Source organism: Xanthocytophaga agilis (genome assembly GCF_030068605.1).
Lineage (GTDB): Bacteria > Bacteroidota > Bacteroidia > Cytophagales > 172606-1 > Xanthocytophaga > Xanthocytophaga agilis.
The window spans coordinates 319275-346086 of the sequence record NZ_JASJOU010000004.1 but is presented as its reverse complement, the minus strand read 5'-3'; the positions used below and the strand labels follow the sequence as shown (position 1 = coordinate 346086).

The following is a 26812-nucleotide window of genomic DNA, read 5'->3' as shown; positions in this document are numbered from 1 at the left end:
GGTTCTATTTAACTTAATGGAACAACCTTTCCTGTTTCTATGGAACGGTAAATAGCTTCAATTACACGCATATCTTTCAATCCTTCCTCGCCTGGTGTACGAGTGGGCTTATTGGTAAGAATACACTGCGCAAAATCATCCATCTGAGCTGCCTGATGATTGAGTTGTGGCAGATTCATATCTCCTTTACTGGTTCGTCCTTTAATAGCTCCATATCCATAACATGGCCCCATTTCAAACCAACCATCTTCACAGGTAGCAAACAAGCGTTCCAGGCCTGCAGCATAACTACATGACGAGTTGGCAACAGCACCACCTGGAAACTTCAACTGCCATAAGATTGTCTCATCTACTTCTTTAAACTTCACTGAATCTGTTTTGAATTCCTGCGCCCATACAGAGACAGGCTCTTCTCCAACTGTATAGCGACTTCCTTGTAAGGCATAAATACCAATATCCATCATGGCACCTCCACCTGCCAGTGCTTTTTTCAAACGCCACTGATTGGGATCGCCAATCTTAAATCCATCACTGGTTTCTACAATCTTAACTTTTCCAAATGTTTTTTCACGTCCATATTTCATCACCTCCTGGTGATGAGGAGTATAATGTAATCTATATCCTATAGAAAGCTGGCGATTGGCTTTTTTAGCAGCATCTATCATCTGCTGGCATTCTTTCACAGATACTGCCATCGGTTTTTCACAAATCACATGCTTGCCTGCCTGCAAAGCCCGAATTGTATATTCGGCATGCATGGAATTAGGTAATACGATGTATACTATATCTATATCCTTATTATCGGCAATACGGTCTATTGTCTTGTAGTCATAGATATTCTTTTTAGGAATTGTATATTTTTTCTCCCATTCTGTTGCTTTGGAAGGAGTGCCAGTTACAATTCCTGTAAGTTTGCAAAATTTGGTTTGTTGCAAGGCAGGAGCCAGTTGGTGGGCACTATAGTATCCTAATCCCACTAAAGCTATACCTAGTGGTTTATTATCTTGCAGCAGATTTTCTGCCTGAGAAGATTCCGCCAGCCATGGTAAAAAAGAAGCACCCAAAGCCATAGTACCAGCACTTTGAAGAAAGGAACGGCGGGAAGCTTTGTGGGTAATAGAGAATATATCTGTATTTTTCATAAGTTATAAGGTATTTGTGATTTTAGTATATTGTATATCTGTAATCAGGTGAGAAAGCGCTTCTGTCTCACAAGGTATAACAAGCTGATATACAATTAAAAAATTATTATAAGGTAGAAAGATTATCACAAATGTATCTGTCTGCAAATGGAATTTCTTGTACAAATTCACTATTTTTTAGTATTTTGATTTTTATGCAACGTTTTAATCAATATGAACCATTCAATGTATTCCGTTTCGAAGTAACAGAATGGCCATACCCATTGCACAATCACAGTTATTTTGAGATTATTTTTATTGAAAAGGGTCAAGGTATTCATTGCCTGAATGAGCACCAGTTTACCTATCAGGAAGGGGATGTTTTTTTACTACGCCCTCAGGATTATCATATCTTTGCAATAGCCTCTTCAACACAGTTCTGTTACCTGCGATTTACAGAGTCTTTCTTCCAAAACAATCAGGAGCCTCACTGGCAACAGACCATTGATTATCTGTTTAATACTCCTTATCACATACATGGCAGCTTGGTCAAAATGGAAGAAGAGAAAAAGCGTTTGCACGGACTACTGGCAGTATTAATTCATGAGTATGAACATCGGCAGAAACCATTTGCAGAGAATATCCTTACTTACATCATGCGATCTGTACTAAGTTTATTGGCAAGAAATATATTTGAGCAATCTTTTTTGACAGAAAAAGAGACACCCAAACGATCACATTTACTAGACTCAATATTAGTATATGTCAGACAACATATTTATTCACCCGAAAAACTCCGGATGGAACAGTTAGCAGATCATCTGCATTATTCTGCCAATTATCTGAGTATCTTTTTCAAGCGACAAATGGGAGAATCTCTCCAACAGTATATTCTTCGTTACAAACTCAAGCTGGTAGAGAGTCGTTTGGTATACAGTGACTGGAGTATATCTCAGATTGCTTTTGAATTGGGATTCTCAGATGAGAGCCATCTCAACAAATTATTCAAAAAATATTACCAATATACCCCAGGAGATTTCCGAAAACGGATGATTGAGTCAAAAACAACAGCGGCACTAAAAGATTTTGCATAAATACCTTTCATTTGTGTATCTTTTTTCAAGTACTTACGTATCTTTGCATACAAATCACTTACTATACTTCTTTGGCTAAGCATTGTCAGAGTTTTCCTTCCTAAATTTGATCGAAACTGTTTGTAGTTACCATATAGATTAGTCCCTGACAAGACTGAATACGATAACTTTATGCAATTTCTCGAAAAAACCACATACTATTTTCCGAATCATATTGCTGAAACAAAATAGATAATCTAACTGCCTGAAGTTCCTATGTTTTTTCTTGATACCCTAACCAAAAGACTTCTTGTGTTACCCACCTGGGCAATGACTAATGTAGTAAATCAAATCCTCGACTGGGCAGATATTGATCATCCCACACGAGGAAAATACCAATCTTTACGCCAATGGGCTCAAACCAGCAGCAAACTTATTGAAGAAGTCTCATTTATATTCTGGATTGCCTGGATTTATGTTGCAATCATTATCCAATTTATGTAGAAGATTTTCGATACTGAAATAAGTAAAATTTCTAGTATACTACCCTAAGACACTGCCTTTTAGAAGATGGCACCTTATCTTCTAAAAGGTAGTGTCTTATACGCTTCTATTGGTAGCAACTCGTTGTTCTTCTCAATTTACTTAGTGTAAACTATTACTTTACCATAACTGTCAGAGTATTTTTCCTAAAAAATCCACGTTTCTTTATATTTGTACTTGATCAGGCTATTTTCCTGACATCTACAAATCATGAAGAACCACTTAGTTGTTTGCTTTCTTATATTGATTCCTCTATATGGCACTTTTGCCCAAAAACCATATGACAAGACATTGGTAGAACTGGACAGTATCATACAGAAACGCTCTACCTTTACTGTAGAAAAGCAACAACATATCCAGTACCTCAAAAATCTGCTTACAGAAGAAGACATAGAAGGAAAAACCAGGGTCTACCAAAAATTATACAGTGAATACAAATCATTTATCTATGATTCTGCTTTCGTATATGCCCAGCTACTGTTACAAACAGCTTGTTTACAACAGCATCCTGCTCAAATCAATGAGTCAAAACTAAAATTGAGCTTTCTTTTACTATCATCAGGTTTGCTACATGAATGTCTGGATACCTTGCAATCCATTCGTATAGAAGAACTTCCTGATAGCCTTCAGAAAGAATACTATAGTCAAATTGCCCGTGCCTATTATGATTTGTCTGATTATAGCCAGGATAAATATTTTTCACCTGCTTATCATAATCTGGGTAATCAATATTTAAAAAAAGCGGTTTTGCTATGTAAACCCAATACCTGGGAATATTATTACTTCCAGGGATGGTATGCCATGCGCGTACATAATATCCAAGCCGCAATAGACTATTATGAGTATTTGCTCAAAAGCTATAAATTATCATTGAACCAGTATGCTATTGCAGCATCCAGCCTTAGTACGGCTTATAAGAATCTTCACCAATCAGACAACGCTATTAAATGGATGGCACAGGCCACAATAGCAGACATCAAGGCATCTAACCATGAAACGGTAGCAGCACGTGTGCTGGCAGAATTGATATATCAGCAGGGAGAGAGTCTGAGAGCATATCAATATGTAAAGATAGCTCTCGAAGATGCTGGAGTATATGGAGCCCGACACCGGAAATTACAGATCTCTGATATATTACCTATCATTGAAGGCAATCAACTTGTCCAAACAGAAACCCAGAACAAAGCGTTGCAACAATATTCCATTGTGCTTACCGTTCTTGCAGTACTGGTAGTTTTATTTGCATTCATCATTTTTAAACAGAATAGAAGCCTTCGTCAGGCCAAATCCAGTCTGGCAGCATCTAATGAATACTTAACCGAAGCTAATTACAGAATGCAGGAGGCCAACAAAATAAAAGAAGAATACATCGGACATTTTTTTACAACCTTCTCTGAGTATATTGATAAGATTGATGCTTTTAAAAAAGCAATCACACGAAAGATAACCTCACGACGTATAGAAGAAATAGGAGATATAGTTCAAAAGATTAATCTTAAAACTGAACGGGAGAATTTGTTTTATAGCTTTGATACTACCTTCCTGCGAATATTCCCAAACTTCATAGTTGATTTTAATACCCTCTTCAAAGAAGAAGATCACTATAGCCTACATGAGAAACAAGAACTCCCTGTTGAATTACGAATATTTGCACTGATTCGGCTAGGTATTAAAGACAATGAAAAGATTGCCAAAATACTGGATTACTCTATCAATACAATCTATACATATAAGACCAAAGTCAAGAATAAATCTATAATACCTAATGAACATTTTGAAGATGAGCTACTGAAAATAAAAACAGGATAAAGAGCTTCTCATAATTTTGCAGTAAAGATTAAGCTCAAAGCAATGTATTTACGGCTCATATTCCATTAATATTTCCTAATAGCCTTTGCACACCCACCCACCTGTTTATCAGCACATTACCCATCAAACACCCCTCTATTTATCTATATTTTCATAGTATAAATTGTACATCCGCATTCTTTATAGTTGTTTTGATAGCAACACGCTTCTGTATACTGGATGATAAGCCGGAATCACTCTTGCCTGGTTGTATTCAGATAGAAGCACATTTCTTTTTTACTAATGTCAATATAGTACTTACTTCAATTTTTTATACTCAACAAAAAGGCTATCGCTCTTGGGATAGCTTTTTTATTACAGAAATTGTTATATAAATGTGTAAGACTACAAAGCTAAACTTTATTAAAGTTTTGTACGAATTGTATTGACTGCGCATGCACCTCTCTTTCGCCCCATAGCAGCTGACTATACTCCTCAAAAAAGGATCAACTCCAAAATATAGCCTTCTCTTTTAGAATGTCAGAGGCACTATAAATTGAAATTTTACCCACAAAGCATTATCTTTTTTGCTACGATTTCCCCACTGTGATATATTATCCAGATAATCTGTTTGTGTGTTAAGCCATCCTCCCTGTATTCCAGCACCATATCCATTAGGCAATAGATATATTACTCCAGCCTGTGTAGGTAAAATAGCAGAGATACTTCCATATGTTTCATTGGCAGCACGTGTATTCAGTTGGTTCTGAAAATCATTTCCATACTCATCTTTAGGATTATAACGCATAAATCCGATACCCTGACTCACATATACAATCCAGCGCGGTGTTTTTACAAGATTAATCTGTAGATCATAATTCAATGAGAAAAATGTTGTCTTAAAATACAGATTCGGCGTAGGGGTTGTTTCTGACTCACCAGTAAATACATAACTTGGATTTTGTCCTGTTATAGAGCCTATCGCCAGATTTAAATGGCCATTGACCCGATGTTTACGATTAAATTTGACTCCTACATAAAAAGCTGATGACCATTTCCGATACTGGCTTGCCAGATCTCCTTTATAGGCAGTTGGTCCTACACCAATTTCCAATAAACGTGTCGGAGAATGTTTATTGGAGGGTGATTTATCAGGTTCTTTGGTTTGAGCACCTTGTACAGATGACTGAGCTTGTATTCTCTCAAAAACTCCAAAAGTACCAGTAAATAACACCAAAAAATAAAGTAGTATTTTTTGCATATAAATAGGACGAATATATCTTTTAATTACTGGCTCTATTAGTCAAATACCAGTTCTGCTTATTTGCAACAAGCTTATATACTATATAATCCGCGATTTTACAGATTCTTTACCTAATTTCTTGTTTATTCATCTACAGGTCGTTACAAAAGTAACTTTTTCTTATAAAGCACAAAAAAAGCTGGAGTAAGTAACTCCAGCTTTAGGTCTATCAAAAATCAACTTACATCCATTTAATCAGGAATGTATTGAATTCATTTTTAAACCCATCGTAAATCTCAACAAACCGTTTCATACGCTCTCTTTCTTTTGAATGATCTTCAAATAAGCGATGTTCATAAGCAATTGGATTGGCATTAATAATTTTCTTTAATTCTTTCTCTGCTAATTTAAAATCATGTAGATGAATATCGGATTGTTCATTCTGAATAATAATCTGGTTTTGCAGATGACTAAGTGATTTTCTAAATTCCTCTAAATTGTTACGATTAGCCACTTCTATCAAACGCTTCTGAAAAATTGCAAGCTCCTGTTTATAAAAACCTAACTCATTGAGCCAAAGTGTATGCTCAAAATGCAGATCTTCGGCATGTACTTTCTGAGATTTGGCAAGTATTGTCATAACCTTTTTTATTAATTAGTTTTGACATAAAAGTAAAATACGATATAACCTGAGTAGATGATTCAACTCAGTAAAGACTGTCATACACTTACCTATATCTTTAATGATAACCAGGCAGATATCTACTTTAGAAACACATATATAAATAACAGAATATCTGGCAATTGATCAAGGAACAAATCTTATTTTCTTATAAATCAGCTTACTACAAATTGTATTTATTTCTGTATAGCTTTAAACCTGAATTGGGTTAAAAAGATGGCATTCCAGTTATTTTGTATGTGCATCAGTACTAACTTCAATAGAATATCTCCTATCCATCTTAATTTTCATTCTATCAATACCTCACTAAGACTTTTGTATAACAAAAGTTCAAATAAACTTTTTGAGTTTTTCCAGGATTTCATGCTAACATCCTGATAGCTATATTGGCTTATACAGATAAAAACATCTGATTTTATAAGGTTTTTTACAATCTTACATGTAACTTCCCCTTTCCCATCTACAACTATTTCATTTTTACTCTATTATGAAACACACAACACCCATCTCTCTGGCAATTGCCGGGGTACTGCTTGCTATCAATAGCTTTGCACAGGCTCCCAGCAAGACAACATCCAAAACCACAACCAAACCAACATCAGGTACAACGGCTAAGGTTTCAGCTCCTGTTAAGGTCACTTCTGTCGAAGGAATTACAGAATATGCATTGTCCAATGGCATGAAGGTTCTATTGTTTCCAGATCAGTCCAAACAAACTATTACTGTTAACATTACATATCTGGTAGGCTCACGAAACGAAAATTATGGAGAAACAGGTATGGCTCACTTATTGGAACATCTTGTGTTTAAAGGCTCAACTAAGCATCCCAACGTAGCTCAGGAGCTCACCGCACACGGATGTAATCCCAATGGTACGACCTGGCTTGATAGAACAAATTATTTTGAAGTATTCCAGGCAACAGATGAGAATCTCAACTGGGCTCTCGATATGGAATCAGATAGGATGGTCAATAGCTTTATTGCTAAAAAAGATCTGGAAAGCGAAATGACCGTAGTTCGAAATGAATTTGAGATGGGAGAAAACTACCCATCCAACATACTGATGCAAAGAACTGTTTCATCAGCCTATTTATGGCATAACTATGGTAACTCAACCATTGGTGCACGGGCTGACATTGAAAAAGTACCTATTGACAGATTAAAAGCTTTTTATCGCAATTATTACCAGCCAGATAATGCGATCTTACTTGTTGCCGGTAAATTTGATGAAGCAAAAACACTAAAGCTTGTAAACGAAAAATTTGGTGTAATCCCTAAACCAACCCGTAAATTACAAACTACTTATACAGACGAACCCACTCAGGATGGAGAACGGCTTGTTTCTCTTCAACGTACAGGAGACGTTCAGGCACTGTGCGCAGTTTATCACATCCCAGCAGGTGCACATGCTGATTTTCCAGCATGTGAAGTAATGACAGAATTACTCACAGATGAACCATCAGGAAAGCTCTATAAGTCATTGGTTGAAACGAAGAAGGCCAGCTATGTATATGGATACAATTTTGCCTTGCGTGAACCTGGAGTAGCTGTATACAATGCAGGTATACGTCTGGAATCTTCCCTGGATAGTGCTAAAAATATTTTTGTAAAAACCCTTAATGATTTTGCAAAGTATACTCCTTCTCAGGAAGAGGTTGATCGTATTAAAAATAAAATGTCAAAGAATGCTGAACTCACTCTCAACTCTCCCGAGGATTTTGGTATAAATTTAAGTGAATATATTGCGCAGGGAGACTGGCGGTTATTTTTCTATACACGGGACCAGATTCAGAAAGTGACTCCGGAAGATGTGCACAGAGTAGCCCAGAATTATCTGAAACCATCCAATCGGACACTTGGTGAATTTATACCTACTAAAAATCCGGATCGTGCAGAGATACCAGTTGCTCCAGATATTGCTTCTTTATTGAAAGACTATAAAGGAGGTGAAGCAATTGCTCAAGGAGAAGTATTTGATCCATCGCCTTCCAATATTGAAAGTCGGACCAAACGGGAAACAGTTGGTGGAGTAAAAATGGCATTGCTTTCAAAGAAAACAAGAGGCAACTCTGTAAATGCTCAGTTAGTACTTAAATTTGGAGATATAAATAGTCTGCAAAACAAAGGTATTGTAGGATCTCAGGTAGTTTCTATGTTAATGAGAGGAACAGAGAAGCACACACGCCAACAGATCCAGGATGAACTAGACAAATTGAAAGCACGAGTATATGTCTATGGAGGGGCAGATAAATGTGTAGTAAATATTGAAACACTACGGGAAAACCTGCCTGCTGTGCTGAAATTAGTTTCTGAGTTTATCCAAACACCTAACTTCCCTGTCGAAGAGTGGGAAAAACTGAAGCAGGAAAAGCTGGCTCAGATTGAAGAACAAAAGTCTGATCCACAGAGTATAGCCTATACAGAGCTTAACAGATATATAAACCCCTTTCCTAAAAGTGATCCACGATATAATTTCACCTTTGATGAACAAATAGCTGAACTTAACGCACTCACTATAGACCAGATTAAACAATTCCATAAAGATTTTTATGGAGCATCTAATGCAAATCTGGCTATTTCAGGAGATTTTGACGAGAAAGAGATAAAAGATCTTGTAACACAATCTCTGGCAAACTGGAAGAGTCCCAAACCTTATAGTCGTTTAACCAGAACCTACCAGGATATTGCAGCCATCAATAAATCCTTTGAAACACCTGATAAAGCGAATGCTATGTTTTTTGCTCAGGTAAAACTTCCTATCAATGATAATGATCCTGATTATCCAGCACTTTTATTAGGCAACGAAATTCTTGGAGGTGGCTTTCTTAACTCACGTCTGGCAACCAGAATCCGTCAAAAAGATGGAATCAGTTATGGTGTAGGTTCTTATGCTTTTGCAGATCAATCCGAAGATAAAATTGGAGGCTGGGGAGCATATGCAATCTATGCGCCAGAAAATGCAGGTAAGCTGGAAGTAGCCTTTCAGGAAGAAATAAAGAAAGTACTGACAGAAGGATTTACCAAACAGGAAATAGAAGAAGCAAAAAAAGGCTGGTTACAAAATAATCAGGTATCCAGAGCTCAGGATGGTTACATAGCAGGCAAACTGGAAGATAACCTCACCTACAACAGAACCTTTAAATGGGACGAAGAATTTGAGAATAAAGTCAAAGCACTTACTCCAGAACAAATCAATGCGATAATGAAGAAGTATATAGATCCTTCCAAGATCAGTATTGTAAAAGCTGGAGACTTTGAGAAAGCAAAGAAAAAGATGGGAATGCCACAGGAAGAAAAACCAGCACAGGCAGCAGGGAATAAGAAGCCGTAGCACTTCTATCGTAATTTGCTCTTATAATCTAAACTAAAAGAGGCTACTTAAAGTAGCCTCTTTTTTATAAGATCTAGTCTTTTGTTAAACTGTAGTACCAATCACCTCCATCAAAATGCAACTTTATAATTATCTCTCCTGTACAGCTTTTATAAACACCAGATGAAGCTGTTATATCTTCTCCACCAGTAGTCTGATTAGGAAATTTAACAGTGCCTGTTGTTGGATCAAAATCTATATATGCAGTTAGTTCACTATCATAAAAATTATCCAAAACAAATCGATTAGGAACGCTAGGATCTGCCGTAAGAGTTACAGGATATGCATTTCCACCATCTTCTGAAGCAGAGTAAGTACCTGCCCAATCTGAAGCACTATAAGGACAAGCATCTGAAACCTTTAGAAGTACACTATTGTTTTTACCTGCAACAAACTCAGCAACACCGCTATCACCAGTACCTACAGGTTTAGGATCAGACCCAGACCAATCAAAGGTATAATGATCATCAGTGGTAAGATCTGCACCAGCAGAAAACCAATCAGACCCGGAATTATGCACTTTTACCTGGTACTTTTGTCCTGGTTTAATAAGAGGGTAGTCAACAAAAGTCTGCCCACCATCAACCGAAAACAATAAATTCATATTGTATTTATCAAACTGTAGCGAGCTATTCGTTACCTCAACCAATGAAGAATATGTCTTTATTTTATCATCATCATCATCCTTGCAGGAAGATAATGCTAATAGAGCACCAATGACAAGTGGAACGTAATTATATATTCGTTTAAACATAATTGCTATTTATTAAAATTAAAGTCACCTTAAATTCTATACTACCTGTTATCATTTCTTCACAAGCGTTTCACTAAATCTTCTGTAATTACCTGCTGTATTTAAATATTCATAGTAAAGATGAAATGTTTTTGTAGCAGGATCATATGTTGAAGTTTTACTACTTGGAGTTATTTGTACAGCAGCTTCTGGATCACTTTCAATAGTAACAGTATTATCTTCGTTTACATAGAATAGGAATGTAATACCAGTATTATTACTAAACGGCTGCTTACCAGCTTGTTGCTTCAATACTTCCTTATCTTGTGCAACCAAAACCTTAGGATCTTCAACATAGTTAGCAGAAGCAGACTCTGCTCTTTCTAGGGTATAAGTAGATTTGTAAGCACCAGCATATGGATTACCAACAACATGGAAGTATACAAATCCATGATTTGAACTAGTAGGAAGCCCTGCATCATTTACAGCAGTAACAGGAAGCATATAATCTTTAGTAAAATCAATTTTGTCCAGATGGAATTTTACTTGAAACTCCGCATAAGTCTCACCTGATTTAATAGTAGCAGTAGTATTAACAAACTCATAAGCAGAATCAGGCATCATCTGATAATTGATCTTATCTGTAGCAATATAATCATCTAAAGCCTCTTCTGGGGTATCAATAGTAAATGCTACATCTTTGTTAACCTTACCCTGAATAGTCACTGCATATGTCGCGGTAAAAGTAGGATGCGCAGGATCATTAAGCAAAGCAGAGTTAGCAAAGTATTGAAGACCAGAGTTAACAGTAGTACCGCCATCAGGATTATAAGTCATCATCACAATTGGTGATGTTCCATCTGGAGGCATATTCATAGGGTCACCATCAAGACAAGAGGTTGCTACTACAGGAAATGCCAACAAGCACAGATATTTTAATATATTGAATCTCATATAGTCTGTTTAATAAGTTATTTAGCCCAAAAGATTAGAGAGTTAAAGGAATCAGCAGTTTCAACATTGCTTGGATTATATTGTATCTCTGATGCTGGATATAGAATTCGGGAAGGTAATCTATCAGGACGGGTACTTTGAGATACAGTTGAGGCAAATGTTGTTGTGGCAGCAGTTCCAGATACAACAGGATAACCTGTTCTTCTGTACTCATTCCATCCTTCATGGCTGTTTACCATATTAAGTGCAATATATTTTTGGGTAACGATAGCCTCCCTCTTTTGCTCTGTGGTAGTTGCCAGATTAAAATTCACAAGTCTGGAAGTAGAATTACTAGCAATATAACTTGCAGCATCAGCATCTGGAGTACCAGAGTATGATCCATTAGGGAGCATATATACATATTCAAATGAAGCAGTAATGCCAGATTCAAACAAAGCTTTTGCATCACCGGTAAGAATATTGTCAAGAGCCCCTTCTGCTTGCAGAAAATAACTTTCAGCAGCTGTAAAAAGAGGGTATCCGGCATCTGGCCCTTTCAATGCACCTGTAGATCCACCGGCTACGGTTCCTGTTCTTTCTGTACCTGGATACCAGAAGCTGCCATCAGGACTTTTAGGGATACCAGTACTTTCAAAACCAAGTTGGTTTGTTCCAGTAGACGGAAATTGATAATACATTTTAGCTCCTCTACCTGGATCTTTTAGCTTTGTACCATCATAGAATGCCAGGATGAAAGTGGAAGGAATCCATGCTTTATTACCAGCAGAACCATTATAGGCAAATCCCCAAGTATTCCATAAAGGATTTTGCTTGTTATTATCACGAGTATAACCTGGATTTATCAGGGCATCTGTAGTCAGAAAACCCGCTGGATCAAAACTAGTATTACTAAAAGTAACCTTGCCATTAGCTCGGACCATAAGCCGTAACTTGATTGTATTAGCAAGTTGAATCCAGCTAGTCATATCTCCGCCAAATAAAACATCATAATTGTCAATAGCAGCTGGAGCCACAGATGCAGCCTGTCCGGTTTTAATAGCAGCGATAGCATCATCCAGTTCTTTAGCAAGGCCTACATAAATATCTTCGCCCTTATCATAAGTTGGAGTTAACATATCAGCACCTTTCAATGCATCTGTATAAGGTACATTATTATATGTATCTACTAACAATTGAAAATCGTATACACGCATTATTCTTGCAGCAGCATTGAAATAGATATCTGCATCAACATCGGCAGTTTGGTTGATTATATATTGATAATCTTCAAGATTATCATATGTAACAGCCCATAATCCACTGTAGTTGTTGGGAGTAAATGCATACGATACGTTTTCATTAAAACCACCATATCCGCCAGCGTTGGCAGCATAACCACCCAATTGACTCCCATATGTATTATAGTTATTCAACACAAGGGCAGTAGCAGTAAGAGCCTGTGGTAATACCAGTTCTGGTGTTACTGCAGTTGGTGCGTTAGGGTTCTTATTTACATCGAGATAGTTGTTGCAGGATGACAATACTGCAGCAAACAAACAAATTACTATCGATAATTTTCTCATTTTTAATTCTTTCAAATTAATGTCTAAAATCAATTTCTTCCTGAAACATTGACAAGCTTCTTCTCAACCAATTACAGTCTCAAAGTCAATGTTGCCCCATAATAACGGGTAGGAGGTGTTTGTCCCAAGTCGTTCAAACCAGACCCATTGCCTGTCACACCTGCTGAACTATATTCAGGATCAGTATAGTAATTGTCTTTTGCCATCCACAGGAACAAGTTTCTTCCTTGTACACTAATGTTAGCGCCTTTCAGCACTTTACCAGTAAACTTGCCAGGCAGATCATAAGACAATGAAATTTCTCTTAGTTTCAGGAAGTTACCAGATGAAATATAATTTGAGGTAACGTTTCTGTTGATACCATCAGACCAGAAACCATTATTTCCATTTCCGTTTGCAATGGTCACATTTGTATTTTCAACATAGATAGGAGAACCATCTGTGTTTGTTCCGTCCTGATAAACTGAATTAGGGAATACAAAACTTTCACGTCCATATAAAGCGGTTCTGTAACCAGTTCCAGACCAGTCTAACTCAGTACCAATCCCATTGAATACTTTGTATCCACTACGGTATTCAAATAAGATAGAGAAACGGAAGTTTTTATAATTTACAACTGCATCCATGCCTAAACGATTTTTAGGAGTAGCATTTCCTAAAATCACATTGGAAGTTGTGGCAGAAGGAAGTCCTGTTGTTTTGTTCACAATGACACGTCCTTGTGGATCACGTTGATAATCCAGACCCATAATTACAGGGAACGACTGACCTGCAACAGCAGAAGAATTAGCATTTCCAGAAGTAGCTAAAGATAAAGAAGGTAATAACGCAGAAATTGAATTTACCTGGTTATTTAGGTATGAATAGTTACCACCAACCGTTACAGTCCAGTTTGGAGTTTTAATTGGAGTTACATGTAATTGAAATTCAACCCCTTCTGATGTTGTTTCACCTACGTTTGTAGTTAAAGCATTATATCCTGTACTATTTGAAACACTTGTAGTAACAGTTTGATTATCTGTACGGCTATGGAAGTAAGTTACAGCAGATGTAATTTTATCATTCCACAGATTGAAATCTAAACCAACTTCATACGTATGGGTAAACTCAGGTTTCAGATCAGTACTTACTAAAGAGTTATTTACAGAATATCCAGCTAGGCTACCATAAGGAAAACCATTGTTGGTGCCATAACTCACATTACTACTAAAAGTAGGCAGAGTATAATAAGCTCCAAAATTGGAGAAGTTTCCTGGAAATCCAGTCAAACCACCTAAGTTAACCTGACCTGTTTTTGCAATACCTCCTCTCAATTTAACATAGTTAATCAATCCACTTGCTTTCATTTCAGGGAAGATATCACTCAGAATAGCAGAAGCTTCTAAAGAGGGATAGAAGAATGAACGATTTTCCTTATTCAATCTTGAATCCCAGTCATTACGGCCACTAGCAGTTAAGAACAAATAATCTTTATAACCTAAAGTCAGTTTTCCATATACACCAACTAAACGAGTTTTGTATTCAGCTTCTGCATAGGCTGGAGTACCAGTACCATTGCTCAAGTTATATAGATCATCTACAATCAATCCACCAATTCCTGTTGTCAGATATCTACCTGTATTTTCAATCAACTGAGTACCAGCAACTAAATTAGCATTAATTACACCAAAGTGCTTATCATATTGCCCAAGTAAGTCAGTAACCAACTGAGTAGAATTGTTAGCAGTTTCTGTTACACTCGCTGGAATATCTGTTTTTGAACTTTGATCGGTATTTTTTGCGTAATCGCTATACTTGTAAGCCCCATTGAATTGCTTTTGTGTAAAAAAACGAGAAGAAATACCTTGACGGGCAATCAGATCAAGACCTCTTATAGGAGTAAATTTTATTTCCAGATTTCCAGTCAGATACTTATTTCTCTCATCTCTTCTATAATTATCTGCCATAAAATATGGGTTCTGATACCATGGGTTATAAAAACCATTTGGAGATGAGAACTTGTTATTTCTCCAATCTTTAAATTGAGTAATATCCACATTTGAAGGCATATTTAACATGTTAGAATAAATGTTAGATGTTGCCGACGAAACGTCATAATGGTCAGGAGCATAAGAAGTGGAATAAGTTACCATTACAGTATTTCCTACTTTTCTGGTACCATTCACCCGAATATTACCACGAGTATATTTATCACCAGGTGTTGTACCTTTTGAACTCACATATTGACCAGAAATGTAAAAGCTTGATTTCTCATCACCAGACGAAAGAGAAAAATCTGTCTGATTAATTAAACCAGTCTGCCAGAAATCATCATGACCAGGTTTAAAGTCATATGTAGAATATAACTGAGAACCATCTTCTAGTTTTGGCCCAAGTGGTCTCAAAGTCCCATCAAAGTGTGGACCATAGGATTGATTTTCCAGGTAATTGAAAACAGGTTTTCCATCAGGACCTATTCCATAAGCAGAACCGCCTGGCCCATAACCTTCCTGAATTTTTGGAAGGAAAGCAACTTGAGACCACTGCACATTTTGAGAAACAGTAATATCAACCTTTCCATCTTTTCCTTTTTTTGTTGTAATGATCACAGCACCATTGGAAGCCTGAGATCCATAAATAGCAGCAGCACCCGCACCTTGAAGAATGTTAACAGACTCTACATCGTTCATATTAAGTGTACCCAATACAGAACTAGGAACGATAACATTATCAATAACAACTAATGCCTGGTTATTACCGGTAAGAGAACGTTGTCCACGAAGTACAATACGAAAATCAGGATTAACACCACTACTTGTTGCATTAATTTGAGCACCAGCCACTTTACCCTGAAGACCACCAGCAAGGTTCACAGCTCTACCACCTGTAATATCTTGTGACTTTAAAATAGTTTGAGAAGTTCCCAGTTCTCTAACTCTTGCCTGAAGACCACCCGCAGTTGTTACAACTACTTCACTTAGTTCAGTAGCATCCTGTGCTAGCTTAATATCTACAGAAGAACGATTTCCAATCTCTACCTCCTGCGCTTTAAATCCAATGAAGGAAAAAACCAATACTTTATCTCCATCTCCAACAGTTAGAGAATAAGTACCTGTTGAACTTGAAGTAGTCCCTTTGGTAGTTCCTTTTACACTAACACTTACTCCAGGCAGAGGTGTCCCGTCTGTTGCATCTGTCACCTTTCCGGTTATCGTTCTGTCTTGAGCCAAGGCAAGCCCAACACATAGCAGGTATGTAAAACCTACTAGTAAAAGTTTTCTCATAAATTAAGGTTTAAAGTTTGATTAGTTTGAAGTATATGATTTAATCAATAGCTGGTCATCACTTTTCTGTTCATTGGTAGAAGATCTTAAAATATTACAATTTATACTTCGAGGCTTTAGTAACAATCATTAACTTTTATGCTGCTTTTCATATGTCTGTAGATATTATTCTGTTATAAGGTATTTACTGGGGTACACAAATGTGTAAACCACACCTTATGAGCATTAGAAAAAAAAACTACAGATAACGAATAATCAATAAATTAATACAGCAATATTGATCATTAACTAAAATTATTTCGCTAAATAAATAAAAAACCAAATTATCAACAAACAATACATAGAAATAAATTTCACTATCTTGGTAATTCTCACTTTAATTGATCGACTAACTATTACTCATGTTTGCCATCATATAGATTCTCAACTAATATTATGTACTAAATAAAATAGATAAAATACAAATACATCTATTTGTGTTTCTGCTTCAAAAGACCTGAAAACTACCCTACTAACTCCTATCCCCTATGTATATATAAGCCTCTATAAACCACATTACCCACTCACTATTTACTAAAATTTCGACCTTATCTTCTAAGATTTCCGGTCATAGCCTTACACTATTTTGATATACTTTTTATCAGCATTTTATTTTGCAAACATCTACTAGCTTTTATAAAACTTCTAGCCAAAGGCATAAACACAAAATGAAATCGTTTTAAATTGTAAAATGCGGATTATAGTAAAAACTAAAAGTTCTCAGATAACAGAGGTCATCATTTAGAGTAAATTAGTAGACAATACATTAGATGATAATACTAAATCAGAAGGGTATGATTAATTCTAAAGAGAGGAAGTCAGGTGATGGGTTACAGGAAGTAGAGATGAGTTAAACTCAAAACCAATAGATATGACAGTATATATATCCAGAAAAAATACTAAAAAGAATGACAAGAAAAGTATTAAACTGTAATCCTTCAGGATTAAATAAAACACTATAGAGTGAATAATAGAAAATAGTACAGAAAGCAAAAAAGCGGGACAAATATAAATTTGTCCCGCTTTTTAAATAAAACACTTGTAAGATTATTCCTTCTATAATTCACATACTTTTATTTTACCAAATTTTAAAAGCAAAGAAGAAGGATTCGAAATCATACAGCTCTATTTCTTTACTATAGTTTCATTTATAATCCGATCGCCATTACCTCCTACATATCTATAATTCAATGTAAATGTTTTGGTTTCCGGATCATATTTGTTAGTACCAGTTTGTTGAAAACTACTTACAGTAGCTGCAGTTTCTTTAGGGGTAATAGTGACAGTATTATCTGCATTTACTTTCAACCACATCTTATAATTTCCTGCTAAATCAGCAAACTCGGTTTCACTTGTAAATTTGTCAATAGAACTCAAATGCTTGTCCCTATTTATATCTCTGGGTAATGTTGGATGCTGAAAAAATCCAGTAGAATGGTAATCACCTTCATATGCATTAGGCAAACCAGTAATAGCAATAACTGTATATCCTACATTACTCGCGATTGTTGCACCAGAAGCATCAGTAATTGCCAATGCTAACGCATAATCTTTGCTGAAATCCAAGGTAGATGGTACAGTAACAACTACGTTAAAAGAGGCATCCTTTTCGCCTTTCTTTACAACAATCGGCCCTTCAATTGTGTATGCCTCAACAGGTAACAATGTATATGCTTCATCTCCATTAGGTATACGATAAATGCTATTATACTTATCCAAAGCAGCTTGATTCCCGCTAACGGTTACAGCATATTCTTTGTCAGGAGCAAATTGACCAGCTACAGTTACTGTTAATTCTACTTCCTTAGCAGAATCAACTACAAATTTTTCGACTAAAAGATTACCTCCTTGAGAGCCATAAAAGCTTGCAATCATTTGTGCATTCTTCGACTCTACAATATCTGTATATCCAATATCTTCAAGACACGAACTAAGACCAAAGACAAGGAAACAAAAAGCTATAATAACGTGAATATGTCTTTTCATAATTATTCATCAATACATTTGAATAGTTAATTTATTTAATCCAGAATATCTTACTTGTAAATTGGCTGATTGTCCCTTGTCCTTTTACATTAGCCGCATTGGTACTATATTCAGAAGCAGGATACAAAATTCTTACTGGCTGTTGAATACCTATAGCACGTGTAGAAAGAGGAACATCTGGTACACCTGTTCTCCTGTATTCACACCAAGCTTCAAAACCATTATAACTTGTCAAAGCCACCCACTTTTGATAAACAATTGCCTCGATCTTATCACTAGAAGAATTCCAACTAACATTAGAAATACTTTGATTGTAATAATCTGAGGCAGCAGTAGAAGCATCAGCAACACCTAAAAGCTTAAAAGATTCTGTTATACCTGATTCAAACAAAGTTTTAGCATCGCCAGATAAATATCCTCTCTGTACAGCTTCAGCTTGCAGAAAAAAGCTTTCTGCAGCAGTCATTACTACCATAGCTCTTGCATATCCATTATCATTTGTACCATCAAGTGCCTTGGGAGGATCAGCAATAGCAGGTCCAAATAAAGAAACTTTTGTAGCCAGATAGTCATCATTTCCTTCTCCAAATTCAGGTCCTCTGTATTGTCCAGTATAAGGAGCAGCTGTAGCTGTAGTTGCTAAACGAGCCAAACGAGCCATATCATTTGTACTCTTCATATTATCAACAAAGAACTTAGAATAGCAATAGAAATCTCTGTTTCCTGCTTTTTTATCTGCGGCAGTAAATCCATAAGATTCGTAGAACTGATTCATCTTGCCAGAAGATTTGGTATAGCCAGGATTAGATAATACATTCTCATCTGCACCTAAAAAACCAGAACCTTCTGCAGCAATTTTGGCAATCTGTTCCTTAATGTAATTTTCTTTTCCAGCAACATTAATCTGACGGAGAAGTATTCGCAGCTTTAAAGTGTTAGCAAATTTGCGCCATTTTGTTATGTTGCCACCAAAATAAATATCAGCAGAACCAGCAGAAGGATTATCTCCAGAAACAGGAACTGTCAAATCTACGATTGCATCATCCAACACCGTGATTAAGTTATCATAAATCACTTGTCCTTCATCATATTGTGGCCGTATAGATGCGGTTCCCTTCAAAGCATCTGAATAAGGAACATTATTATACATATCAACTAATAACTGATAGTTGTATGCTTTCATAACTTTGGCTATACCACTTAAACTTTTTCTATTGGCAGCATTTTGCTCTACATATAGATAATCTTGCAGGTTGTCATATATACCTATCCAAGTTCCATTCAGAAAGTTAGTTGTGATATCATAGGTTTTCTGTTCATTAAAACCAGAAACACTACCGGTAGGAGACCATTGTCCAACCCAGAAAGCACCTATTTCATGGTGAGCAAGGCGAGCAGCTGTATTATTTAAAGCTGCAGCAATTACTAAGTCTGGTGTTGATGAAACAGCTTGATTAGGATTATCATTTACATCAAGAAAACCTTCACAGCTACTCAATCCAATCAGCGAAATAGCCAATGCAATTGTATAAATATATTTCTTCATTGAGTTTCTTACGTTAAGGGTTGTTATTATAATACTACTTATTAAAGACCAACAGACACAGAAAAACCATAGGTACGTGTTGGAGGAGTAATGTATGTGGCATTAACTCCAACAGCATTAGTAGTAGTATTATTAAACTCGGGATCGGTATACACATTAGCCTTAGGAAGTAAAGTCAACAAGTTTCTACCTACAAGGCTAATTTTAGCAGTTTTTAATACTTTTGTCTTAGACAATAAAGCTGTAGGCAGGTCATAGCTTAATGAAACCTCTCTTAATTTCCAGAAGGCTCCACTAGTCACAAAATTCTCTCCTATATTTCTTAAATTACTGTCCCATGCACCTAAACCACCATCTTTCAATGCAACATCTTTGTTCTCAACATAGACAGGTGTTCCATCTGCATTTGATCCGGATTGGTAAACAGAGTTAGGGAAGATAAAGCGCTCACGACCATAATTTGTCGTTGGTCCAGCCAGACCTGTAAACCACATAGTTTCAGCTAAACCATGAGCTACGACATTGCCACCTCTATACTCAGCCAATGCGCTCAATGCTAGCCCTTTGTACTTAACCGTAGTAGATAACCCCAATCTGTGCTTCGGATTAGTTTGCCCCATAGACTTCAGATTAGGATCCTTAACAGGATATCCTGTGTTTGCATCTACAATAACACGTCCCTGAGGGTCTCTCTTGTAGGCAACTACTTTCATAATAGGATATTGTTCTCCTACACGGGCAAATACCTGATAAAGACTTGAGTTAACAACTCCATAATAGGAACTTAGGTTGATTTCATCCAGACCTTCATATAGAGATAAAATTTTATTATCTATATAGCTATAATTCAAATTCACATCCCACTTTAAACCATAACTTGTATTTACAGGAGTTCCTTTAAGCGTAACCTCGTATCCCCGGTTAAGCATTGCCCCGGTATTGATAGTAGCTCTTGAAAAGCCTGTTGTACCAGAGATATCAATACTTACAGTCTGATTAGTAGTCTTTTGACTATAATATGCCAACTCTAGATTCACTCTGTTATTAAACAAGCCCAATTCTCCACCTACTTCATAAGATGTCGTAAACTCTGGCTTTAATAAAGGATCTTTTATTGTGTTCCCATATGTAAATCCTGGCAGACTACCATAGGGAAATCCACCACTTGTGTTAAACACAGTCTGTAATTCATATGGACCAACATTAACGCCACCCACTTTTGTAGCTGCAGCTGTTAGCTTTGCATAAGTGATTGTGTTGCTGTTTTTAATTGCTGGAATCATATCAGAAAGAACCAACGAAACATCAACACCAGGATAAAAATAACTGCGATTTTCTGGTGCCAGAACAGAGGTCACATCCTCACGGGCGGATGCATGCACAAACAAGAAGTCTCTATATCCTAAGGTAAAATCACCATAAAAGCCCAGTAAGCGAGAAGTAAAGTTGCTTTCACCAGCAGTAGGCTGTCCTGTTAGGTTATTAAGATTGTATAATCCAGATATAACCAAAGAAGAAATACCTGCATTAACATATTTAGAGGTTTTCTGGCGAATATTATTACCCAAAATCAATGTACCAGAAAATACTCCTATATTCTTTTTCATAGTGATTAAGAAATCAGTATTAATCTGACTTTCATAAGCACTGTAATCACCAGCACTACCAGCAAGGTCTTTTGCATTGTATTTACCAGAAGCTTTAGCAAAATCGGTGTAAGTAAATTTTTCAGACCAGTTTTTTCCACTGTATGTGTTATATGTAAGACCTGCACGATAAGCAAAAGAAAGCCAACTTGTTGCCTGATAGGAAAGATCAAATCCTCCAGTCAAATATCCTACCCGATTTGAATTCCGGTTGATATCTTTACTAAAATAAGGATTATCAAAATAATCATTGTAATAGTTATTTGGGTTAGCGTAATTCAAAGAACCATCCGCATTCTTATAATCACGCCAGTTTCTATATGTTGAAATAGGAATATAAGATGGAGTGTTTAATATATTGTTATAAAAATTAGAGTTAGTAGTATTGGTAGCTACCTGAGAATAGGCCAGATTAAATCCGGCTTTTAAACCTTTATAGGTACGATCCGCATTAAAACGTCCACCAGTTCTTCTATATTCATCACCAGGCAAAACACCTTTTGTAACAACATCCTGTAAGGAAAAGAAAAAACCTCCTGACTTATCACCTACTTGGATTGAAAAGTCATTTTGAGTAGTACGTCCAACATCAAATGCTTTCCGTCTTTCATCTTTTAATGGCAAATAGGGTATTTTTTGACGAGTACCATCTTCCAACTCTCGCCCTACAGGAATTAATGTTCCTTCAACAGCTCCATCAACAGAAGACTCTACTGGCCCTGTAGTGTATTCCGGACCATAGGATTGATTTTCAAATGGAACAAAAATACGGCTATAATTCTCAGTTCCACCACCAAATCTATCATTGAACTTTGGCATAAAACTTATACTTTCCAAACTTGACGTGTTTGTAAAAGTAATTCGTGGCTCTGGAGTTGCTCCTCTTTTTGTCGTAATAATCAAGGCTCCATTTGAAGCAGAAGACCCATATAAGGCAGCAGCATTTGCTCCCTTAAGAACATTTATACTTTCTATATCATTTGGATTCAGATAATTGATAGCATCCTGAGGAACCTGTACACCATCTATTACAACCAAGGCCTGATTATCTCCAACCAAAGAACGATTACCTCTTAATACAATACGCGTTGAAGGATTAACACCATTGTTTATAGTATTTACCTGAAGTCCTGCTACTTTTCCGGAAAGTGCAGTTGCTGCATTCAATGCTTTTGCCTGATTAAGCTCATCTGACTTTACTTTGCCGACAGAATAGCCCAATTCTTTCGATTGACGTTGAATTCCTAATGCTCCAATAACCACCTCTTGCAATGAGTGAACATCACTGTCCAATGCAACATCAATTGCAGAATTATTACCAATAGAGACCTCTTTGGTAACAAAGCCAATAAAGGAAAACACTAATGTCTGAGTCTCATTAGGTACTGACAACTGGAACTTTCCATTAGAATCTGTACTTGTTCCCCTGTTCGTTCCCTTAATAAGGATATTTACTCCAGGAAGTGGGGTATGATCACCAGAATCTGTAACCTTTCCGGTAATTACCCTATCCTGTGCAAATAAATACCCAGCACAAAGCAGAAATTTTAAACAAACCAGTAGAATTTTTTTCATAAATCAAGGTTTAAAGTTTGGTTTTTGAAGAGAAACTTAATTAATCCATAGCCTATCTATACATATAAAAAAAATCACATATTTGTAAATTTCAACCAAAGCTCTTTAATCACTATTTTGTATAACATGTAATATATCTCCATCATTATTTATATATTCAGAAAGCATCTACACAGCAAATAATAATCCACGTAAAGAAGAAAAAAAACTAAAATATCATTTTGAAACCTAAAATTATTCTGCCAAATAACTAAAAAACAAAATAAACAGCAATATTATCATCGAAATAAATTTTATGTTCACCATAAATAGAAATACAACTTTATCAAACGTCTATAAAATTTATACAAATAGCATGGTGTATTGTTTAAACCATATTTTCATCAAACATGAGGCAGGCATCAAAAAGGTATATACACTGTATAAATAAAATACAATTTTTATTTACCTATATTTTTTTTAAATCCGTTTCGCGTTATTACAAGTATAGAGTTCCGATAATGTCAATCTCTTATTCACTATTGATTTATGGATATACAACAAGAACTAGAATCTAACGAACACCTTTCCTCTGTCCCTAAAGATCAAATCCAATGGTTAACAGATCATAGTGAACTCCTAACCCTAGAAATAGGAGACTATGCATTCCGAAAAGGAGATCTGGTGGATAAACTTTTTATTGTACTGAAAGGTCGCCTGCGCATTTTTTTCATGCAGGGAAATCAACAGATAGAGTTTGGGTATAATGAAAAAGGTCATATAGGAGGAAGTCTGCCCTACTCTCGTCTCCAAAAGGCCAATGGAAACGGAGTAGCAGTAGACCCTACCCTATTACTGGCTTTACATACAGATTATTTTCCAGAGATGATTCAAACACAATATGAGTTAACAGAAATGCTAGTTCATCTGATGATTGATCGGGTTAGAGACTTTACAAAGTTTCAGCAACAGAATGAAAAAATGATTTCTTTGGGAAAGCTTTCAGCCGGACTTGCTCATGAACTTAATAACCCAGCATCTGCTGTTATTAGAAGTTCAGATGCACTAAAAAAACACCTAAACTCTGTTCCTTTAAAGCTCAAAAAAGTAGTTTCCATGCAACTAACAGCAGAGCAAGTAGATCAGGTCAATGAAGTATTATTTTCTAAGATCAAAGCTGGTCCCAGAATCAATATTTCACTCATGGAAAGAACTTCTCTGGAAGATGAATTAACGGATTGGCTTGAAGAACATGGACTAAACAATGCATACGAATTAGCAGAGTGTTTTGTCGATTATGATCTGACAGCGAATGATTTAGATTTTATCAATCAGAAGGTCTCAACAAGCCATCTTTCCTCTGTGTTGGATTGGTTATGCAATGTACTTACCACAGAAAAAATGGTAAATGAAATTGCAGAAGCTTCAACAAGAATTTCAAAACTAGTCAAAGCCATTAAAGAATATTCTCATATGGATGGAGGAACGGATAAACAAAAAGTAAATTTAAGAGAAGGCATACAAAGCACCTTAACCATCCTGCAACACAAACTAAAAACAAAAAATATTGAAGTAAAACTTGATATTCCAAACGATTTACCTCAGATTAATATTAATATAGGAGAAATGAACCAGGTCTGGACTAATTTGATAGATAATGCTATTGATGCCATGGAAGATCATGGACAGCTTCATATTAAGTCCTTTAAAGATAGAAATTTTATCATAACTAAAATTGTCGATAATGGGATAGGTATTCCTGAAGAAATCATAGGAATGATATTTGATCCGTTTTTTACAACAAAGCCTGTTGGCAAAGGAACAGGACTTGGGCTTGAGATTGTACAAAGTATTATCAAACAGCACAATGGAAAGATAAAAGTTAACTCTAAACCAGGGCAAACAGAATTCAACGTTTGTCTGCCTATTGATTAATTGGTGTAACTTTACTTTTTGCGATAGTTTTAGGAAATAATTCTCAGAGAACCATACATCACACATTTACCCACTTGATTGTTTAACCGCATAGAAATGAAACAACCTATTATTATTGCTGTCGATGATGACCCTCAGGTGTTGCGGGCTCTTTCGCGGGATTTACGAAATACTTATCGAAAAGATTATAAAATTCTTAGTACAGAATCTGCTAGTGAAGCACTTAATGCACTTAAAGAATTAAAAAAGAAAAATGAAACAGTAGCCATGCTAATCTCAGATCAACGCATGCCAGAAATGCTGGGAGTTGACTATCTGAGTAAAGCCAAAAAAGAATTTCCCGAAGCCAAGAGAGTCCTTCTGACTGCCTATTCAGATACAGATGCTGCTATTAAGGCGATCAATGATGTACAACTGGATTACTATCTGATGAAGCCATGGGACCCGCCTGAAGAAAAAATGTTTCCAGTATTAAATGATTTACTGGAAGCCTGGCAAAACAACTATACTCCTGATTATGAAGGATTACGAGTTATTGGATTCCAGTTTTCCCCAAAATCTCATGAAATAAAAGATTTTCTTTCAGGTAATTTATTCCCCTATCAATGGATGGATGTTGAAACCAGTGACAAAGCTAAAGAGTTGCTGGCAACCTATTTCATTGATATGAAAGAACTTCCGGTTGTTTTGCTTGAAGATGGTACTTACTTAAAAGATCCTTCCGTGACGGAAATAGCAGAAAGACTGGGCTTAAAACCTCATGCTTCAGCCGAATTATACGATGTTGTTATTATTGGAGCTGGGCCTGCCGGACTATCTGCGGCTGTATATGGAGGGTCTGAAGGGCTCAAAACATTGCTTATCGAAAAACGGGCACCTGGTGGTCAGGCAGGTACAAGTTCACGCATTGAAAATTACCTTGGATTTCCTTCAGGTCTCAGCGGTTCAGACCTCTCAAGAAGAGCAATAACCCAGGCAACACGCTTTGGTGTAGAATTTCTGTCGCCAGCAGAAGTAGTCGATATTGAGTTACAGGATAATTACAAAATACTAACTCTTTCAACTGGAGCAAAAATCAATACCAGAAGTCTGATTATCGCTACAGGAGTAGATTATCGTAAACTTGATACCAAAGGTGTTTCTGATTTTACCGGAGCGGGTGTATACTATGGCGCAGCAACTACAGAAGCCAATGGATGTAGAGATCGGGAGGTTTTTGTTGTAGGTGGCGGCAACTCTGCCGGACAAGGAGCTATGTACTTGTCTCAATATGCAAAAACTGTCTATATTGTCATTCGTCGTCCTGATTTAACTGAGACTATGTCTCATTATCTGATTGATCAAATTAAGGATACACCCAATATCCGGCTACTACCTTGTTCTGAAATTGTGGAAGCACGAGGCAACGGGCATCTTCAGGAACTGGATATAAAAGAGCTGAACTCAGGCGATGTACAAACTTTACATGCCGATTCTTTATTTATCTTTATTGGAGCAAAGCCTTTTACAGACTGGATGCCTATCAATCTGTTTAAAGATCCTCGTGGATTTATAGAGACAGGCCGCAATTTATTTCTTTATCCCAATTTTAAGAAATCATGGAAACTGGAACGGGAGCCATATCCTCTGGAAACATGTGTTCCAGGTATCTTTGCTTCAGGTGATGTACGGGCAACAGCTATGAACAGAGTCGCCTCAGCTGTGGGAGAAGGGGCTATGGCGATCAGCTTTGTACACAAGTACCTGGCAGAAATATAACTATTATCCCATT

At 36.5% G+C, this 26812-nt stretch carries 16 protein-coding genes; 6 read left to right on the top strand and 10 right to left on the bottom strand.

What is annotated here, in order from left to right; genetic code table 11:
* Positions 1–8: 8 nt before the first annotated feature.
* Positions 9–1142 (bottom strand): Gfo/Idh/MocA family protein, encoded by a 1134-nt coding sequence (locus QNI22_RS14650; RefSeq protein ID WP_314511643.1) that lies wholly within the window; start codon positions 1140–1142, stop codon positions 9–11.
* 194 nt (positions 1143–1336) lie between these two features.
* Here QNI22_RS14650 and QNI22_RS14645 point away from each other — a divergent pair, with 194 nt between their 5' ends.
* From QNI22_RS14645 to QNI22_RS14635, 3 genes are all read left to right on the top strand, one after another.
* The gene (locus QNI22_RS14645) at positions 1337–2215 is read left to right on the top strand and encodes a helix-turn-helix transcriptional regulator (protein ID WP_314511642.1); all 879 of its coding nucleotides are present in this window, start codon (positions 1337–1339) and stop codon (positions 2213–2215) included.
* A gap of 255 nt (positions 2216–2470) precedes the next feature.
* The gene (locus tag QNI22_RS14640) at positions 2471–2698 is read left to right on the top strand and encodes a hypothetical protein (protein WP_314511640.1); all 228 of its coding nucleotides are present in this window, start codon (positions 2471–2473) and stop codon (positions 2696–2698) included.
* A 249-nt stretch (positions 2699–2947) separates the two neighbouring features.
* Positions 2948–4546: a DUF6377 domain-containing protein gene (locus tag QNI22_RS14635; protein ID WP_314511639.1), complete on the top strand. Its 1599-nt coding sequence runs from the start codon at positions 2948–2950 to the stop codon at positions 4544–4546.
* Positions 4547–5057: 511 nt separating this feature from the next.
* Here QNI22_RS14635 and QNI22_RS14630 read toward each other — a convergent pair.
* Together QNI22_RS14630 and QNI22_RS14625 are read right to left on the bottom strand one after the other, a co-directional pair.
* Entirely contained in the window at positions 5058–5786 is a 729-nt protein-coding gene (locus tag QNI22_RS14630; RefSeq protein WP_314511638.1) for a hypothetical protein, read from the bottom strand.
* 223 nt (positions 5787–6009) lie between these two features.
* Complete coding sequence (locus tag QNI22_RS14625; RefSeq protein WP_314511637.1) at positions 6010–6408, bottom strand: hypothetical protein; 399 nt, start codon at positions 6406–6408, stop codon at positions 6010–6012.
* Positions 6409–6937: 529 nt separating this feature from the next.
* Between QNI22_RS14625 and QNI22_RS14620 the strand changes: the two genes are divergently transcribed.
* Positions 6938–9781 carry a M16 family metallopeptidase gene (locus tag QNI22_RS14620; RefSeq protein WP_314511636.1) on the top strand — a complete coding sequence of 948 codons (2844 nt, stop codon included), beginning with the start codon at positions 6938–6940 and terminating at the stop codon, positions 9779–9781.
* Positions 9782–9854: 73 nt separating this feature from the next.
* Here QNI22_RS14620 and QNI22_RS14615 read toward each other — a convergent pair whose 3' ends face one another.
* From QNI22_RS14615 to QNI22_RS14585, 7 genes are all read right to left on the bottom strand, one after another.
* On the bottom strand, positions 9855–10574 hold the full coding sequence (locus QNI22_RS14615; RefSeq protein ID WP_314511635.1) for a hypothetical protein: 720 nt from the start codon (positions 10572–10574) through the stop codon (positions 9855–9857).
* 51 nt (positions 10575–10625) lie between these two features.
* Positions 10626–11507: a BT_3987 domain-containing protein gene (locus QNI22_RS14610; RefSeq protein ID WP_314511633.1), complete on the bottom strand. Its 882-nt coding sequence runs from the start codon at positions 11505–11507 to the stop codon at positions 10626–10628.
* Positions 11508–11524: 17 nt separating this feature from the next.
* Entirely contained in the window at positions 11525–13072 is a 1548-nt protein-coding gene (locus tag QNI22_RS14605; RefSeq protein WP_314511632.1) for a SusD/RagB family nutrient-binding outer membrane lipoprotein, read from the bottom strand.
* A gap of 71 nt (positions 13073–13143) precedes the next feature.
* A complete protein-coding gene (locus tag QNI22_RS14600) occupies positions 13144–16335 on the bottom strand; it encodes a SusC/RagA family TonB-linked outer membrane protein (RefSeq protein WP_314511630.1) in 3192 nt (1063 codons plus the stop codon).
* 1164 nt (positions 16336–17499) lie between these two features.
* Positions 17500–18360 (bottom strand): BT_3987 domain-containing protein, encoded by an 861-nt coding sequence (locus QNI22_RS14595; protein ID WP_314511628.1) that lies wholly within the window; start codon positions 18358–18360, stop codon positions 17500–17502.
* Positions 18361–18391: 31 nt separating this feature from the next.
* Entirely contained in the window at positions 18392–19906 is a 1515-nt protein-coding gene (locus QNI22_RS14590; protein WP_314511626.1) for a SusD/RagB family nutrient-binding outer membrane lipoprotein, read from the bottom strand.
* 41 nt (positions 19907–19947) lie between these two features.
* On the bottom strand, positions 19948–23127 hold the full coding sequence (locus tag QNI22_RS14585) for a SusC/RagA family TonB-linked outer membrane protein (protein WP_314511624.1): 3180 nt from the start codon (positions 23125–23127) through the stop codon (positions 19948–19950).
* A 528-nt stretch (positions 23128–23655) separates the two neighbouring features.
* Between QNI22_RS14585 and QNI22_RS14580 the strand changes: the two genes are divergently transcribed.
* On the top strand, positions 23656–25041 hold the full coding sequence (locus QNI22_RS14580) for an ATP-binding protein (protein WP_314511622.1): 1386 nt from the start codon (positions 23656–23658) through the stop codon (positions 25039–25041).
* A gap of 96 nt (positions 25042–25137) precedes the next feature.
* Complete coding sequence (locus QNI22_RS14575; RefSeq protein WP_314511620.1) at positions 25138–26799, top strand: FAD-dependent oxidoreductase; 1662 nt, start codon at positions 25138–25140, stop codon at positions 26797–26799.
* Positions 26800–26812 lie beyond the last annotated feature (13 nt).